Annotated in this window: 15 protein-coding genes; 7 read left to right on the top strand and 8 right to left on the bottom strand. The window is 65.2% G+C overall.

What is annotated here, in order from left to right; translation table 11 throughout:
- Window positions 1-107: 107 nt before the first annotated feature.
- Both LB564_RS09225 and LB564_RS09220 read left to right on the top strand, forming a co-directional pair.
- Window positions 108-644, top strand: coding sequence for an invasion associated locus B family protein (locus tag LB564_RS09225; protein ID WP_224536940.1), 537 nt, complete (start codon window positions 108-110; stop codon window positions 642-644).
- Between the two features lie 70 nt (window positions 645-714).
- A complete protein-coding gene (locus tag LB564_RS09220) occupies window positions 715-1,959 on the top strand; it encodes a M24 family metallopeptidase (protein WP_224536937.1) in 1,245 nt (414 codons plus the stop codon).
- Between the two features lie 183 nt (window positions 1,960-2,142).
- Here LB564_RS09220 and LB564_RS09215 read toward each other — a convergent pair whose 3' ends face one another.
- The 5 genes from LB564_RS09215 to LB564_RS09195 all read right to left on the bottom strand — a co-directional run bounded on the left by LB564_RS09215 (window position 2,143) and on the right by LB564_RS09195 (window position 8,011).
- Window positions 2,143-3,585, bottom strand: a complete 1,443-nt coding sequence (locus tag LB564_RS09215) for an amidase (RefSeq protein ID WP_224536935.1) — start codon at window positions 3,583-3,585, stop codon at window positions 2,143-2,145.
- 164 nt (window positions 3,586-3,749) lie between these two features.
- The gene (locus LB564_RS09210) at window positions 3,750-4,841 is read right to left on the bottom strand and encodes a Gfo/Idh/MocA family protein (RefSeq protein ID WP_224536932.1); all 1,092 of its coding nucleotides are present in this window, start codon (window positions 4,839-4,841) and stop codon (window positions 3,750-3,752) included.
- A 273-nt stretch (window positions 4,842-5,114) separates the two neighbouring features.
- The gene (locus LB564_RS09205; RefSeq protein WP_224536929.1) at window positions 5,115-6,278 is read right to left on the bottom strand and encodes an ABC transporter substrate-binding protein; all 1,164 of its coding nucleotides are present in this window, start codon (window positions 6,276-6,278) and stop codon (window positions 5,115-5,117) included.
- Between the two features lie 66 nt (window positions 6,279-6,344).
- Entirely contained in the window at window positions 6,345-7,187 is an 843-nt protein-coding gene (locus tag LB564_RS09200; protein WP_224536926.1) for an ABC transporter permease, read from the bottom strand.
- Window positions 7,184-8,011: an ABC transporter ATP-binding protein gene (locus LB564_RS09195; protein ID WP_224536923.1), complete on the bottom strand. Its 828-nt coding sequence runs from the start codon at window positions 8,009-8,011 to the stop codon at window positions 7,184-7,186. The genes LB564_RS09200 and LB564_RS09195 overlap by 4 nt, the downstream gene beginning before the upstream one ends.
- Window positions 8,012-8,325: 314 nt before the next feature.
- On the opposite strand from LB564_RS09195, the gene LB564_RS09190 reads away from it, so the two are divergent.
- Both LB564_RS09190 and LB564_RS09185 read left to right on the top strand, forming a co-directional pair.
- Entirely contained in the window at window positions 8,326-9,264 is a 939-nt protein-coding gene (locus LB564_RS09190) for a MurR/RpiR family transcriptional regulator (RefSeq protein ID WP_224536920.1), read from the top strand.
- A 110-nt stretch (window positions 9,265-9,374) separates the two neighbouring features.
- A complete protein-coding gene (locus LB564_RS09185; RefSeq protein WP_224536917.1) occupies window positions 9,375-11,165 on the top strand; it encodes an NAD(P)/FAD-dependent oxidoreductase in 1,791 nt (596 codons plus the stop codon).
- 206 nt (window positions 11,166-11,371) lie between these two features.
- Here LB564_RS09185 and LB564_RS09180 read toward each other — a convergent pair whose 3' ends face one another.
- Window positions 11,372-12,613, bottom strand: coding sequence for an amidohydrolase/deacetylase family metallohydrolase (locus LB564_RS09180; RefSeq protein ID WP_224536914.1), 1,242 nt, complete (start codon window positions 12,611-12,613; stop codon window positions 11,372-11,374).
- A 27-nt stretch (window positions 12,614-12,640) separates the two neighbouring features.
- Window positions 12,641-13,006: a RidA family protein gene (locus LB564_RS09175; RefSeq protein ID WP_140703987.1), complete on the bottom strand. Its 366-nt coding sequence runs from the start codon at window positions 13,004-13,006 to the stop codon at window positions 12,641-12,643.
- Between the two features lie 222 nt (window positions 13,007-13,228).
- Between LB564_RS09175 and LB564_RS09170 the strand changes: the two genes are divergently transcribed.
- A complete protein-coding gene (locus LB564_RS09170; protein ID WP_224536912.1) occupies window positions 13,229-13,714 on the top strand; it encodes a hypothetical protein in 486 nt (161 codons plus the stop codon).
- A 256-nt stretch (window positions 13,715-13,970) separates the two neighbouring features.
- Here LB564_RS09170 and LB564_RS09165 read toward each other — a convergent pair whose 3' ends face one another.
- Window positions 13,971-15,044 (bottom strand): peptidase C39 family protein, encoded by a 1,074-nt coding sequence (locus LB564_RS09165; protein ID WP_224536910.1) that lies wholly within the window; start codon window positions 15,042-15,044, stop codon window positions 13,971-13,973.
- Between the two features lie 217 nt (window positions 15,045-15,261).
- Between LB564_RS09165 and LB564_RS09160 the strand changes: the two genes are divergently transcribed.
- Complete coding sequence (locus tag LB564_RS09160) at window positions 15,262-15,906, top strand: TetR family transcriptional regulator C-terminal domain-containing protein (protein WP_224536908.1); 645 nt, start codon at window positions 15,262-15,264, stop codon at window positions 15,904-15,906.
- Window positions 15,903-16,826, top strand: coding sequence for a LysR substrate-binding domain-containing protein (locus LB564_RS09155; RefSeq protein WP_140703685.1), 924 nt, complete (start codon window positions 15,903-15,905; stop codon window positions 16,824-16,826). The genes LB564_RS09160 and LB564_RS09155 overlap by 4 nt, the downstream gene beginning before the upstream one ends.
- Window positions 16,827-16,961 lie beyond the last annotated feature (135 nt).

The following is a 16,961-nucleotide window of genomic DNA, read 5'->3' as shown; positions in this document are numbered from 1 at the left end:
GCCGGCTCGAATACATGTACGGAGCTGGAAACCCAAGGGGCGCGGAAGACATGACGTCTAGATTAGCGAAAGCTAATAGAAAAGATCTGGCCGCTGGATTGGGCGCCTTGTGGTTGATCTTGTCCGCCACCGGTTCCGCGCTTGCAGAGGACGCCAAGTCGGCCCAGCCCCAACCGGCCGAGCCCCAATCGGCCCAGTCAAAGCCGGCCCCCTCAAAGCCTGCCGACGCAAATCCTTGGGCGGTCAACTGCTCCAGCGGCTCGGCGAGCACCGAGCTTCAGTGCCAGGTGTCGCAGAACCTGACCGAAGCCAAGACCGGCCAGCGCGTACTCACCGTGACGGTGCGCCGCGACAATGCCAATGGCAGCCTCGCCATGTTGCTCGCGCTGCCGCATGGCCTGTTCCTGCCGTCCGGCGCGAGTTATCAGATCGACCAGGGGCAGAAGACGACCATCGCCATCCAGACCAGCGACCAGAACGGCGCCTATGCCGCCACCCCGCTGCCGCCAGAGCTGATCAAGGCGATGAAGGCCGGAACCAATCTCAACATCGGCATGGAGTCGGTGACCCGCAAACCGGTTACCATCCCGGTGTCGCTGGCCGGCTTCACCGCCGCGCTCACCAAGCTGGAATCGATCAAGTAGCCCTTGCCGGCTGCTTGATTGTCAGCGCCCACAATGCTCCGTTGCCGGTTCAGGCATATGGAGACGCTTCATGACCGGCTTTGTCGACCGCCAGCGCGCCGCTGAGCTGATGCAGCGCGCCGGCATCGGGGCGCTGGTGCTCTCGGCACCCGAAGCTTTCCACTATGCGACCGGCGCGTCGAGCGGCCCGGCCGGCCTGTTCCGGCGCACCGGCGCCGGCTTCGTCGTCATTCCGGCCCAACAGGACCTGCCGATCGGCGTCGTCGTCGCCGATTTCAATGCGGAGCAGACGCGGCGCGCCATGCCTGAAGCGGTCGTACGTTCGCATCCGATCTGGATCGAATCCGCGCCGCTCGACCCGGGGGCCCAGGACCTGCCTTTGGCCGGCCGCATCGAGGCCGGCCTCGCTTCGCTCGCCCGCGCGCCGGATTTCGCGCGTCCCGCCACCTTCGACCTCGCCGGCTCGGTGCGGCAGTTGCAGGCCTTGCTGAAAGAATTCAGGTTGGAGCGCGCCACGCTCGGCTTCGACCTCGACTTCATTCCCGCCGCCGATTTTGTGGCGATGCAGGCGCTGCTGCCGGATTGCACCATGGTCGACGGCTCGGCCGTGCTGGACCGGTTGCGGGCGATCAAGTCGCAACGCGAAGTCGATCTCTTGCAGCAAGGCATTTTTCTCTCGGAAGCCGGACTGGAGCGCTTGCAGGTCGATGCCATGGTCGGCATGCGCCAAGCCGACCTGATCGCGCTCTACCGGCAAGGCGTCGCCACGGCCGCCGCCGGGCTGTCGCATCCGGTCGTCACCGCCGAATACGTGACGCTCGGCGCGTGGGCCAAGGGCGCCGACGCCAGGGCCGTGGCCGGCGATCCGCTGAAGTGCGACATAGTCTGCACCGTTGGCGGCTACGCTTCCGACATGTCGCGCAACTTCACCTTTGGAGCGCCCTCGGCCGACCAGGCGGAGCTGCACGCCATCGCCGAGCGCGCCTTCGAGCAAAGCCTGGCAGAGCTCGTCCCTGGAAACACACTTGGGCACGTGCATCGCATCGCCACCGAAAGCCTGGCGCGGCAAGGCCTGCGCTCCTACCGTCGCGGCCATTTCGGCCACGGCGTCGGCCAGTCGGTTTTTTCCGAACAATGGCCCTTCATTGCGGCCGGCAGCGATGTCGTGATCGAGGCCGGCATGGTGCTGGCCTTCGAGATTCCGCTCTATATCGACGGCCTCGCCAGCTTCAACCTCGAGGACCAGTTCCTGATCACGGCGGATGGGCCGGTTGCGATGAACCGCTTGCCGAGACGGCTGGAGGTGATTGGGTAGTCGTTGCTGAACCGCTGCTTGAAGTTTGGCGCCATGCGGCGGGATGTGCCGAGATTCGGGTCAGGCCGAGACGACAGCGGTGGTTTCCGAGAACCGGAGCGGAGCGTACTTGAAGTATGTGAGCACCGGAAGCGCAGGAAATCACCGCTTGCAGGCCGGCATCACCTGAATATCGGCGCATCCCTAAGCGCTCACCGGCGGCCGCCTGTCCTTCCACGGCATCGCCTCCTCCAGCTGCGCCGAAGCCGCCAGCACCGTCGCCTCGTCGCCATAGCGGCCGACGAGCTGCACGCCGATCGGCACGCCGCCTTTCGACCAGCCGAGCGGCAGCGAGATCGCCGGCTGGCCCGAAATGTTGAACGGGAAGGCAAAGACGGCATCCGCCCATTTGGCGTTGTAGCGGTCGATGTCGGTCTCCGACATGTCGTAATAGCCGAATGGGCGCGGCAATTGCGTCAAGGTGGGCGTGACGAAGAGATCATAGGCATCGAGATCGCCGACAATGTCGCGGCCGACTTGCCGGAGCTGCTCGACATCGGAAATGTGCCTGATGCCGCTGGTGGCGCGGCCGCGCTCGATGATCGCCCAGGTCACCGCCTCGACATCGCCTGACGTCGCCGGCCGACCGATCACCGTTTCCAGATAATCGAAGGTCGCCGCCGTCTGCACGCAGGTCATGTTGGTGTAGGTCGTCCATACGCCATTGGCGTCGAGCGGCATGTCGTGCTCCTCGACATGATGGCCGAGCTGCTCGAGCGTCGCCACGGTCGCCAGCACCGCCGCCTTCACCTCCGGATCTATCACCGGGCCATTGGGTGGCGTGACCGTGAAGCCGATGCGCAATCGCTTCGGCGCCCGCGCCGACAGGCTGAGCCAGGATCCGTCCGGCACCGGCGGCGTATACGGATCGCCCGGCAGCGCGCCGGCCACCGCGTCGAGATAGGCCGCCGTGTCGCGCACCGTGCGCGAGCAGCAGAGAAAATAGGCGCCGCCATACCAATAGTCGCCGAACGGCGCCAGGCTGACACGGCCGCGCGACGGCTTCAGGCCGACAATGCCGCAGCAGGAGGCGGGAATGCGGATCGAGCCGGCCCCGTCGCTGGCTTCCGCGATCGGCACCATGCGCGAGGCGATGGCCGCGGCCGCGCCGCCGCTCGATCCACCGGGCGTGATGCCGTCCTTCCAGGGGTTCTTCGTCGTGCCGTAGAGTTTTGGCTCCGTGGTGATCGACCAGCCGTTTTCGGGCGCGTTAGACTTGCCGACCAGCACCAGCCCTGCCGCCTTCATGCGGCGAACGACTTCGGTGTCGAAATCGGCGACGACATCTCTGAGGTAGAAGCAGGAATTGGTGTTGGGCGCCCCAGTCCAGGACGAGGCCAGTTCCTTGAGCAGGAATGGTACGCCGGCAAAGGGAGCCGATGTGTCGACCGTCCGCGCCTGCGCGCGCGCCATGTCGTAGAGGCGGTGGATGACCGCGTTGAGCGACGGATTCAACCGCTCCACCAGCGTGATCGCCGCCTCGACCAGTTCCACCGGCGAAACCTGGCCGCCACGCACCAGCGCGGCCAGATCGAGCGCGTCGGAGTCCGCGTAGGTTTTCAACAGACTGTCGGTGACGGCGGCCATGTATTGCTCCTTTTATGTCTGAGACTCACCCTCACCCAGCCTCCGCTTCGCTCGGCCGACCTCTCCCCGAGGGGAGAGGAGACTGTCCGGCGCTGGCGCCTCCCTCTTCTCCCCTCGGGGAGAAGGTGGCCGCGAAGCGGCCGGATGAGGGGGCTGGCGCAACGTCAGGCCAACTCGACGGTCCGCCCCAGCTCGATGCTCTGTTCGGCCGCGAGCACGATGCGCAGGCTGTTGACCGCCGCATCCATCTGCTCGGTCAAATCGAGGTCCTCGCGGATGGCGCGCAGGAAGAAGGCCTGCTCGCGGTCGCACAATTCCTGATGGCCGGGCTCGTCCTCCATGCTGACGATCTCGTCGGGTTTTTTGAAGTTCTTGTCGCCGTCGACGGCGGCATAGTGGATCTTCAGCGCATCGGTCTTTGTGTGGCGGTCGATGTCGGCGGAGTTCGACACTTCGGCCAACTCACCCGCACTGCTTGCCTGCTGCCCGGCGACGATCGACACCGCGCCCTTCGGACCGACGACGTCCTTCACGAAATAGGCCGTCTCGCTCATCATCGGACCCCAGCCGGCCTCGTACCAGCCGACCGAACCGTCATCGAAGGTGACGTGCAGATGGCCGTAATTCTGCTTGTCGGCCTCTGCCCAGAGTTTCGCGCCGATGCCGTGCACGCGCACCGGCTTGGCGCCGGTCAGCTGGCACATGACGTCGACATAGTGGACGCCGCAATCGACGATCGGGATCAGCGAATCGATCAGGTTCTTGTGCCAGTGCCAGGCGCTGCCGCTGCTCTGCTGGTTGAGGTTGAGGCGCATCACCAGCGGCTTGCCGAGCGTCTTGCCGACCTCGATGAATTTGATCCAGGAGGGATGGACGCGCAGGATGTAGCCGAGCACCAGCTTGCGGTTTTTCGCCCGCGCGGCCGCCACGACCTTCTCGGCATCCTCGATGTTGGTGGCGAGCGGCTTTTCCATGAAAACATGGCAATTGGCCGTGATCGCCTTCAGCGCGTATTCGGCATGGGTGTTCGGCCAGCTGTTGATCGAGACGGCATCCGGCATGGTCTCCTTCAGCGCCAGGTCGAAATCCTCGTAGAGCGGATAGCCGGCAAGTTCGGCCGGGATTTTCGTGTTGCTCTTGATCGAGCGGCTCATGATCCCGACGATCTGAAAACCCTCCGAGCGATGATAGGCGCTGGCATGCGACGCACCCATATTGCCCAACCCCACCACCAGCACTTTTACCTTGTCGGCCATCTCAGCCTCCCGTTCCTTATTCATTAAAACCATGTGCGACGGCTCAGTTGCCGCACGGGTTGATCGCTTGCCCGGGCAATCATCTTAGGTTTGCGCAGCCCCTCATTGCCCTGCCGGGCATTTCTCCCCGTATAGTGACGGGGAGAAAGACGCTGTCATCACCGATTTTCACCAATCGCCAGCGTTGGAGCGCTTCCCTTCTCCCCGTCACTATACGGGAGAAGATGCCGGCAGGCGGATGAGGGGCCGCGCCGACCTTGGCAATTGCGTCCCCTACTTCACCGCCGAATCGAACAGATGCGCCTTGATCTTCTCGACATCGAGCGCGGCGAAGCCTTCCGACAGTTTGACGCCGTCGGCATCCGCCTTGACCTTGGCCTTGTCGAAGTCGTTGGCGGCCGGAATCAGGTCGTTGGTGCAGACATCCTCGGCCTTCACCGGGCTGGTGATCTGGCCGATCTTATGGATCTCGTCGAAGAAGCCCTGCCAGCTCGCCATGTCGTGCGAGCCCCAGCCGCCGCGCTTGTCCATATCGCCACGGAAGACGTTGATCTGCTGCAGGATCGAGGTGGTGCCGAGCTCCGGTCCGAGGTTCTTGGCCAGCGTCGGGAACTGCTCGAACACCGCTTCGACCGCCGCGCGCGGGTTCTGGTAGCCGAATTCCAGCCCCATCGCCCAACCGCGCAGGTATTTTTCCAGGAACGCCTTCTTGTCGGGATCCTCGAGATCGGCTGCACGCACGACAAAGGTGTTGGCCGGCAGCTTGGAGTTCTTCACGCCGAGCCAGTATTCGAAGTCGAGACCCTTGGCGATCCATTCGGCGCGCAGGCCTTCCCACGACAAAGCCGCGTCGCCCTGGCCGCCGGCCAGCGCGGTCCCCCAGGTCGGCCAGCCGGCCTCGACATATTTGACCTTCTTGATGTCGACGCCTTGCGCGGCCAGCAGCGGGTCGGTGATCGACTGCCAGGCGGCGGAGCCGAGCAGGATGGTCTTGCCTTCGAGCTTCTTGAGATCGTTCGAGCCCTCGCCCTTGCGGAAGGCGATCGAGAACGTGTCGCGCGCGCCCATGTGGAACACCGACTTCAGCTTCATGCCGTTCTGGATGGCGAAGGAGAACACGCCGGGCGAGGGAAAGCCCATATCGGCCTGGCCGACATCGACGAATTTCACCGTTGCCGTGCCGTCGGACGGTCCCGGCTGCATGTCGGTGTCGAGCCCGTCGAAATAGCCGGCTTTCTTGGCCGCCCAATAGGGATAGTCGTCGAGCACTTCGAGCGTGCCGCGCGGCGAGATCCAGGTGAATTTCCCATAGGCCTCGGCTTTGGCCTTGAGGCCCGACGCGCCGAGCGCGGTCGCCGTCACCAGACCGGCGCCGGTGACCTGCAGGAAGGTACGGCGGCTCATTCCCGCCTGGTGGATGAAATTGTCTTTGGTCATGGCATTCCCCTTTTTTGTTTGATGTCGGTCAGTCGCCCGCCTCCCGGGCGCTTTTTTCCTCTTTGGCTATGCCTCCCAGCTCGCCCATTTCTTGCCGATCAGGAAGAACAGCACGTAGATCAGGATGCCGAGCATCGACAGGATCAGCACCACGGCGAAGAATTGCGGCATCTGGATCATCGACGAATAGGTGGTCAGCCGGTTGCCGAGGCCGAAGCCGCCGCCGACCATCTCGGCGCCGACCGCGGTCAGCAGGCCGAAGATGGCGCCGATCATCAGCCCGACCAGGATCATCGGCAGCGCCATGGGCGCGCGGATTTTCCAGAAGATTTGCAAGGTGCTGGCGCCGTAGGAGCGCGCCAGCGCGATCTTGGCGCTGTCGACGCGGCGAAAGCCGGTGGCGGCGTTGATCATCACCATCGGCCCTGCGGCCAGCGCCACCGCAATGATGCGCGGCGTGTAACCGAAGCCGAAGCGCAGGATGAGCAGCGGCACCAGCGCCAGCATCGGCGTGGTGACCAGCAGCAGGATGTAGGGCGCGACGATCTTTTCCGCGAAGGGGAACTGGGTGATGACGGCGGCCAGCACCAGTCCGACGGCGGCGCCGATGGCAAAGCCGGACACCAGCTCGACCAGCGTGTAGCCGAGATGCGGCGCGATCAGCGGGAACTCGTCGAGCAGCGCATAGGCGATCGAGCTCGGCGGCGGCATGATGTAGAGCGGCACGTGGAACAGCCGCAGCGCCAGTTCGATGCCGCCGATGATGATGACGGCGACGGCGAGGATGGCCGCCACCTCTTTCCCGGACTTGATGCCGGGGCCGCTGGCGAATGCCGAGAGGTTGGTCAGGCTGACGTCTTGCCCATCGCCTGATTTCGATTTGGAGAATTCCGGGATGGCGTCGCTCACGGCCTGATCCTCACGATCTCAGCGCTCGGGCGTTCCGGCGCCTTCGGCCTGGTGCGCTCGCCGACAATGTCCATCTTGATCCGGTTTGTGAGGTCGAAGACCTCCTTGGTCGCCATGATCTCCAGCGAACGCGGCCGCGGAAACGGCACGCGATATTCCTTGGCGACCCTGCCCGGCCGGGCGCTCAGCACCACCACGCGGTCGGAGAGGAATATCGCTTCCTCGATCGAGTGGGTGATGAAGACGATGGTGGTCTTGGTGTCGAGCCAGATCTCCTCGACCAGCCGGTTCATCTCCTCGCGGGTGAAACTGTCGAGCGCGCCGAACGGCTCGTCCATCAGCAGCACCGAAGGCTTCAGCGCCAGCGCCCGCACGATCGCCGCGCGCTGCTGCATGCCGCCCGAAAGCTCGCGCGGAAACTTGCCGCCGAAGCCGTCGAGGCCGACCCGGTTCAGGAGATGCGCGATCCAGGCGCGGTCGGGTTTCTCGCCCTTGATCTCGAAGGGAAAACGGATGTTGGCGTCGAGATTGCGCCACGGCAGAAGGTTGGCTTCCTGGAAGACGATGCCGATATCGGGATGCGGCCCGGTGATCTTGATACCATCGAGCCGGATCTCGCCACTGGTCAGGCCGTGCAGGCCCGACATCGACCATAAAAGCGTGGTCTTGCCGCAGCCGGACGGCCCGACGATCGAGACGATCTCATTGGCCCTGACGTCGAGGCTGCAGCGGTCCAGCGCCAGCAGGTCACCGGACGCCGTGTGGTAGATCTTGGTCGCTGCCTGCACGCCAAGCTTCGGCGTTGTTATCTCGCCCGCGTTCATCCGCCCCTCGGAGATTGCGTGATGATCCAATAGGTCACCAGACTGCCAGAAATCAGTGTGTAACTATCCTACTTTGCTGTCAAGCGCTCGCGGTGGTAAGCGTACCACGGAAACTGCAGCGTTGGGTTATCTGTTTGTTTTAGCGGATTTTTCTTCGGCTTGAAATCTGTGTTGCTTTCCTACATAGTTGAACAGGTGCATGCGCCACTGCCCCGGCGGCACGTGACGGTTGCAGCAGGGCCGGACGCATGGAACGACAGCGTGCAAACATGATAAGAGGTCAGGTCGAAAACGGGCTAGGGAAGACCGCCTTCATGACCGAAGCTGCCAGCCATCCGATCGCGGACGAAGAGGGAGCCGGGGGCGAGCCTGTCCGGCGCATTCCCGACATTATCTCGCTGGTCAAGGATTCTTACGCGGAATTGCGCCCGGCCGAACGCCGCGTCGCCGACGTCGTGCTCGACGACGTCAAATACGCAGTCGACGCCTCCAACGCGGCGCTGGCCCAGCGCGCCAGCGTCAGCGAGCCGACGGTGACCCGCTTCTGCCGCGCCATCGGCTGCGAGGGCGTGCGCGACTTCAAGCTGAAGCTGGCGCAGAGTCTGGTCGTCGGCGCGCTCTATCTGGACACGTCGCCGGCCAAGGAGAGCGGCTCCGGCATGCCGTTCTGGAACGCCGTGTTCGGCGAGGCGCGCCGTGCCTTGCAAGAGGCCGAGCGGCAGCTCGATCCCGGCGAGTTGCAAAAGGCCGCCGAGCTGATCGCCCGCGCCCGCCAGGTCACCGTGTTCGGGCTCGGCGGCAGCTCCTCGGCGCTGGCGCAGGAAACCCAGTACCGGCTGTTTCGCTATGGCATCTCGATCAGCGCCCAATGCGACCCCTATCTGATGCGCATGACCGCCTCGACCCTGAAGCCCGGCGACCTGGTAATCGCCATCTCGGCGACCGGGCGCACGCGCGAAGTGATCGAGGCCGTCGAACTCGCCAAGCACTACCGCGCCAACGCGATCGCCGTGACCGCACCCGATACCGAACTCGCCCGCGCCTGCGACGTCAGGCTGACGGTCGCCGTGCCCGAATATCCCGACACGCTGAAGCCGACCGCCTCGCGCTTCGCCTTCCTGGCGATGATCGACCTTCTGGCGGTCGCCTCGGCCTACAAGCTCGATGGCTCGGCGCGCGAGACGGTCCGCCGCATCAAATACAACGCCCAGATCCACCGCACGGGCAAGGAAATGGAGCCGCTCGGGGACTAGCTCCCTTCTCCCCGTTCACGGGGAGAAGGTGCCGGCAGGCGGATGAGGGGCAGCGCCGGGTTCAACAATACCGTCCGATACAATTGGGCGCATGCAGCAAGAGAGAAGAAATGCTCGAAATGGCACCATCCAAACAGGCGGCCGCATGGCTCCAATCCCTGGCGCAGGCGCTCGAAGCCGGCGACGTATCCGCCGCAAGCAACCTGTTCGTCGACGACTGCTACTGGCGTGACCTGCTGACCTTCACCTGGAACGTCACCACCATGGAAGGCCGCGAGGCCATCGCCGCCATGCTGAAGTCGACGCTGGCGGCGACGAAGCCCACCGCCTGGCGCCTCTCCGGCGAGGCGACTTCGGATGAAGGCACCATCGAGGCCTGGTTCACCTTCGAGACCACCGTGGCGTCCGGCCAGGGCATCATGCGCTTGTGCGACGGGCGCTGCAGGACCCTGTTCACGGCGATGACCGACCTGAAAGGGTTCGAGGAGCGCAAGGGCGCGGCGCGGCCGCTCGGCGTGCGCCACAAGGCCGACCCGGAACGCGAGACCTGGTCGGAGGCGCGGGCGCGCGAGACGCGTGAACTCGGCGCATCGGAGCAGCCCTATTGCCTGGTCATCGGCGGCGGCCAGGGCGGCATCATGCTGGGTGCGCGGCTCAGGCAGCTCGGCGTGCCGACCATCGTCATCGAGAAGAATGCCAGGCCCGGCGATTCCTGGCGCAACCGCTACCGCACGCTCGTGCTGCACGATCCGGTCTGGTACGACCATCTGCCCTACATCCCATTCCCCGACAATTGGCCCGTCTTCACCCCCAAGGACAAGATGGGCGACTGGCTGGAGATGTACACGCGGGTGATGGAGCTGAATTACTGGGTCGCCACCAGGTGCCTCAGCGCTTCCTATGACGATGCGGAGAAGGTCTGGACCGTGGTGGTCGATCGCGTCGGCCAGCGCATCACGCTGAAGCCGAAGCACATCGTCTTCGCCACCGGCGCCTATGGCCCGCCGCGCAAGATCGACCTGGCCGGAGCCGGTGACTTCAAGGGCGAGCTGCTGCACTCCAGCCAATATGCGAGCGGCGAGAAATTCCGCGGCAAAAAGGTCGCCGTCATCGGCGCGGCGAGCTCGGGGCATGACGTCTGCGTCGATCTCTGGGAGAGCGGCGCCGAGGTCACCATGATCCAGCGCTCGCCGACCACCGTGGTCAAGTCGGACACGCTGATGCAGGTCGGCTTCGAGATCTTCTCGGAGGATGCGCTGGCGCGCGGCATCACCACCGAGAAGGCCGACATGATGGTCGCCTCGACGCCCTTCGCCTTGGTGCCCAAGGGCCAGCGCGCGCTCTACGACGTCATCCGCGCCCGCGACGCCGCTTTCTACGAGCGCCTCGCCGCCTCCGGCTTCGCGCTCGATTTCGGCGACGACGAGACCGGCCTGCTGATGAAGGCCTACCGCACCGGCTCCGGATATTACATCGACGTCGGCGCTTCCGACCTCATCATCGACGGCAAGGTCGGCATCCGCGGCGGGGTGGCGATCAAGGCGCTGACGGCCAAAGGCATCCTGTTCGAGGACGGCACCGAGCTTGAGGCCGACGCCATCATCGCCTGCACCGGCTACCAGTCGATGAACGAAAACGTGGCGGCGCTGGTCTCGCGCGAGGTCGCCGACAAGGTCGGCCCCTGCTGGGGCCTTGGCTCGGGCGTCAAGGGCGACCCCGGCCCCTGGCAAGGCGAACTGCGCAACATGTGGAAACCGACGGCGCAGGAAGCGCTATGGTTCCATGGCGGCAATCTGGCGCTGTCGCGGTTTTATTCGAAATATGTGGCGCTGCAGATCAAGGCGCGGATGGAGGGGATTGCGACGCCGGTTTATGGGGCCGTCAGCAACGCGCCGACCTAGGGTTCGTCATCCTAGGGCGAAGCAGGAGCGAAGCTCCGTCGCGGAGACCCTAGGATCCATGCCGGGACGTTCGCGACGTGCGAAGGCTTAGCAGGATTGGCCCGTTTTGCCGAGACCGTGCAGGTTTCGTTCTGCACCGCTGCATTCTTCGGCAGCAGTCGCGGCATGGATCCTAGGGTCTGCGCTCCGCTTCGCGTCGCTCCGCCCTAGGATGACGACAATGAAGGCCCGAAATGCTGGGCCGCCACCTCGACATGCGTATGGTTTGCATGTGGCTCGAAACATTCGGTCTCGCTCAAATCATTCGCCGCTTCGTTCGGCCACCATGTGCCGCCGATGGCGATGCCTTCGCAGACCAGCCTCTGATCAGCAACCAGCGAGGCGCCGACCGCGTCGACGAAAGTGAACCGGCCCGTCCGCTGCCGTAACACGGCGACATCGCCGACGGTGCCGACAGCCAGCGTGCCGAGATCGGGCCGCGCGATCGCCCGCGCCGGCGCTTGCGTGGCGGCGCGCAGAACCTCGACCAGCGGCATGCCCAGCGCCATCAGCTTCGACATGCAGACCAATATGTCGAAGGCCGGCCCGTCGACGCAGTAGAGATGCACGTCGCTCGAAATGACGTCGGGCGCCAGCCCTTCGGCCAGCATGGCCCGCGCGACCTCGAAATCGAACGAGCCCATGCCATGGCCGAGATCGAAGATGACGCCGCGCTCGCGCGCCAGCCGCATGTCGGGCCGCACCGCGCCGGAGGCGAAGACCGGCGCGTTGGGGAACGGCCGGAAGCAATGGGTGAGGATGTCGCCCCGGCGCAGGCGCGGCAGCACTTCCGAGCGGCCGGGCGGCGGCTCGTCTATATGCGCCATCAGCGGCAGTCCGGCTTTGTCGGCGGCTTCCAGCGCCAGATCGACCGGCGCGATGCCGCTGGTGCCGCCGGCATGCTTGCCGGAGCGGACCTTGACGCCGACCACGACATCGAAGTGCTCGCGCGCCGCAGCCACCACCTCGCGCGGCTCGCAAAGCCGGAGATCGCCGCACTCGCCGACCGATACCGTCTGCGAGAAGCCGAAAATGCCGGCAAAGGAAATGTTGACATAGGCCAGGATGCGCACTTTCGAGCGCTCCATGACATGGCGGCGGAAGCCGAGGAAATTGCCCGCGCCCGCGCTGCCCGCGTCGATGAAGGTGGTAGTGCCGCTCTTGGCGGCAAGCCGGTCGGCATCGACGCCGAGCGAGGTGCCGCCCCAATAGACGTGGCTGTGCAGGTCGACGAGACCGGGCGCGACGATGCAACCCGTGGCGTCGATCACCTGGGCGGCGCTGGTCGCTGGAATGTCGGCGTCGATCGCGGCGACCCGGCCATTGGCGATGGCGACGTCGCGCGGCGCATCGACGCCGGCCGCCGGGTCGATCAGCCGTCCGCCCTTCACCAGGAGGTCGAATTGCATGGCAGCCTCCGCCTTCATGATCTGCTGTCAGACCGGCCGGTACGCGACGGCCTCGACCTCGATCTTGATGTCGATCATCAGCCGCGACTCGACCGTGGTGCGCGCCGGCGGGTTCTTCGGGAAGTGCCGGCCATACACCGCATTGAAGGCGCCGAAATCACGCGCATCTTCCAGCCAGACGGTGGTCTTCACCACATCGTCCAGAGTGCATCCGGCCAATGCCAGCGCCGCCTCGACATTGGCCAGCACCTGCTCGGTCTGTTCCGTGATGCCACCCTTGACCACGATGCCGTCGCCGCCGACCGGAACCTGGCCCGAGACAAAGACGAAATCGCCGGCCCGCACGGCGGGCGACAGCGGCACATGGGATGTTCCAAAAGTCTGCTTGGGCAAGGGACGGCCTCCTCCGACGACATGGTCGGACACCGAGGCGGCGCCCGCTTTGCGAGGAGATTTACCGCGATCGGGGCGATCACGATAGAGGCCTTGTTGGAAAGCAACATTCTCTAGAATCCGTGTTGCTTTATTACAGAAGCGCTTGCATCGTGCGGACTTGCCGGACGGGCTCGACGCGCCACGACGGACAGACGCCATTGCGAGACCGGAGACCCGACGATGACCTTCGACAAGAACCCGTTTCCTTCAGGCGACGCCGACCGCCACGCGCTCTGGGAAATGCTGGTGCGGCGCGACATCGACGCCTTCATCGGCCAGGACTGGTCGATGGTCGAGAACGATTTCATCGCCGAAAGCTTCTTCGGCATGCACGCGCATTTCCTGGCCAATGCCGATGCCTGGCGGCTGCAGTTCCCCAGGCTGGAAATCTACCGCGACGAGTGGCTGCGCCAGGCCAAGGAGACGGCGGCGACCAAATTCGCCGAGCCGCTGCGCGAGGCGCTGTTTCGGGTCACCAATCTGCGCGACATCGATGTCGACGGCGACCGCGCCGTGCTGCACAAGAAGTTCGACGGCAGCGTCGCCAAGGCCGATGGCAGCGTCGACCGGCTGAAATGGCAGACGCTGTATTTCTGCCGCAAGGTCGGCGCGAGTTGGAAGATAGCCGGCTTCGTCGGCTACATGCCTTATCCTCTGGGAAGCTAGTTCTATCGTTCGCTCCCGTAGATGAGCATGGACATTTGGCCGAAGCCTCAAACTTCGTCATCCTAGGGCGGAGCAGGAGCGAAGCTCCGTCGCGGAGACCCTGGGATCCATTCCGTGACCTCCATCGAAGGGTGCAGCGGAACGAAACTCTGCACCGTGGCAGCGCTTTGAGGTCCCGGCATGGATCCCGGGGTCTACGCCGCGTCGCTTCGCTCCTTGCTCCGCCCCAGGATGACGAAACGATGGGAAGTCTCCGCTAAGCACGGAAAGTCCCCGACCCCACCAACACCGCGGCCCGATACGCCGGATTGCCGTACCACGCCATCCGGTCGAGTTCCGCCTCCAGGATCGGCAGATCGACGACATCCATTCCCTGTTCGCGCCGGTCGGGTTCGATCCAGGGATCGTTGAGGAAAAACACCCCGTCGCCACGGCCGTGGACGAGCACCCAGTGCGGGCAGGTGTAGCCCATCATCGGCGCCTGATCGATCAGCACCAGCGCCAGCAGCCCGCGATCGAGCGCTTGCGCCAGCTCCTCGATGGCAAAGGCGCGCGCCGCGTTGGGCAGCGCCGCGGCCTCGACTTCACGCCTGAATCCCGCCTGCACGAACGCCATCAGGCCGCGCCGTTCCTCCGAGCTGGCACGGTCGAGGAAGATCGGCCCGGGGCTACTCATGAACACTTCCGTCCGCAGCCCGCGCCGGTGCGCCGCCAGCGCGAGGCCATAGGGGTCGCAGCCGCCTGGGCCGCTCGGACCGATGATGGTCGTCGCCTCGCGCCAGAGTTCGACTTCCAGCGCCCGGTCCGGCAGCAAGGCCGGATCGAGGCCGGCCATGGCCATGGCGAGCGCCGACGGCCCGCAGGTGAAGCCCGCCGTCTGCGGCCAGGAGGGCGGTATCCGATCCTGCCGGCGGCTCGGCTCGATGCCGATCCAGCGTTGCAGGAAACCGTCGCGCCGCTGCCACTGGCCGCCGAGGCGCGACGCCGTGTCCTCGTCGGCGCGCAGGCAAAGCACATTTTGCGCGAGGGCGTCCGTCTCCAGAGCCTCCAGCAGGCGCTGGCCATCGGCCGCCATGAAGCCACCGGCGGTCCAGGCCAGGGCAATGCGCATCATCGCCGCCGCCGGCCGTCGCTGTCCAACCACGATCGCCAGCGGGTGCCCTTCGGCACCGTATTGCGCAATGCATGTGACACCGGCGATCGCCTGCAGCCCGGCCAGGCGATCGGCGATATCAGCCGGCAGCGCCGCCATCAGTCCGGCCCAGCCGGCCGGATCGTCCGACGCAAGGACCGCGATGCCGGTTCCGCCCTTCAGTCGCGCATTGGGCATGGTCCGTCTTTCCCGTCCTTATGGCGCGCCGCGTCGCCCGTCTTTCGGGTTGCGGCGGCCCGATATTCGCGTAGACTGATTGATCAGTCAATGATGGTTGTATGTTCTGAACACCTTCGCGGCGACCGGAAAGCCAGGGAGCGGCGCCCGAATGGATGGCATGGCCGCGCGAGACCGAGCTGCGAGACCTCAGGGCTAAGGAAAGAGGACCGGACGGGTGAGCACGCCAGACAGGAAAGCCCGCGATGCCGAAAAGGTCGCCAGGCGACGGCAGAGCCTGATCGAAGCGGCGATCACCGTCATCGCCCGCAAAGGCCTGCCGGGCATGACGCTGGCCGACGTGGCGCGCGAGGCTGGCTGCGGCTACGGCCTGGTGTCGTTCCATTTCGAGACCAAGGAACGGCTGCTGCTCGCATCGCTCGACGCCCTTGTCGAGGAATACCGGGCGGCATGGCATGCGCGCAGCGACGCCCATGCGGACGCCGCGGCCAAGCTCGAAGCGCTGATCGACCTCGATCTCGGCTCCGATGTCGGCGACGAAAGACATATTGCCGTGTGGACCGCGTTCTGGGCCGAGACACCGCGCAATGCCGACTACAAGACCCGGTTCAGCGAATTGAACAGCGCCTATCTGGCGCGGCTGGAACCGCTGATATCAGCACTCGCCGCCGCCGAGCCGGCATGCACCGACCATCGCTTGATCGCCGGTGGGCTCAGCGCGCTCTTCGACGGGCTGTGGATCGATAGCCAGACCCGCGGGCAAGGCGAGGTGGACTGGAACCGCGCACGCGCCACCTGCCGGGCCTATCTCCGCGCCTTCTTTCCAAAAAGTTTCGGACCCGAAACGGACTGGCGGCCATGACCCTGCGCAAGCTTCTGCCTTCCCCCAACGCCATCTTCATGTTCGAGGCCGCCGCCCGTCATCTTAATTTCACCAGTGCGGCGCGCGAGTTCAACGTCACCCAGTCGGCGATCAGCCGCATGATCGCCCGGCTGGAAAGCCACCTCGAGGTCAAGCTGTTCGTCCGCGCCCCGACAGGCATCGACCTGACCGACGACGGCCGCCTGCTCTACGGCGCCGTCGGCAGCGGCTTCCAGCAGATCGAGATCGCGCTCGACGACATCAGGGCACGCCAGGGCGAGGCCGGCACGGTAACGCTGTCACTCTCGTCGGCCTTCGCCATGCACTGGTTCATGCCGCGTTTCGACCGCTTCCAGGCTTCCTTCCCGGGCATCGACCTGCGCTTCCAGCTGGTGCGCGGCGAACCGACCGGGCCGATCGAGGATGTCGATCTCGCCATCCGCTACAACCAGCCGTCCAATGCCGAACAGCAGAGCTGGGAGCTGATGGAAGAGGTGGTATTGCCGGTCTGCAGCCCCGGCTACCTGGCCGAGCATGGCAGCCTAGACGATTGCGGCGATCTCGGCCGGCACACGCTTGCCCATCTCTCCGGCTCGCTGCGCATTCCCTGGCAACGCTATCTCCAGCAGTTCGACTATCCGCAGCCGGCGGGCAGCCGCAGCCTGACATTCTCCGATTACACGCTGGTCATCCAGGCGGCGATCAAGGGCCGTGGCATGGCGCTCGGCTGGTGGCATGTCGTGGCGCATGAATTGCTGCAGAAGGGACTGGTCAAGGGCGCCAGGCATGAACTGCGCACCGGCGATCACTATTACCTGGTGGCAACGGCACGGCGTCCCCTTCGCAAGCCGGCCGTGCTGGTGCGCGATTGGCTGCTCAACGAAATGGCCGTGATGAAGCGGGAAATCCTGGCCGGCTAGGTCGCCGTCCCGCTTGCACCCCATGACTACAGATCATCGGCTCGTGACTATTCGGACCGTGCGCGATCGTTTGCCGGCCTTATAGTCGCCCCGACCCGAACCCCGCGAAGGCTGAACAAGCGGGGGCGGCAAGAG

This window comes from Mesorhizobium sp. ES1-6, from assembly GCF_020164775.1.
GTDB lineage: Bacteria > Pseudomonadota > Alphaproteobacteria > Rhizobiales > Rhizobiaceae > Mesorhizobium.
This window is presented reverse-complemented; position numbering and strand designations above follow the sequence as displayed.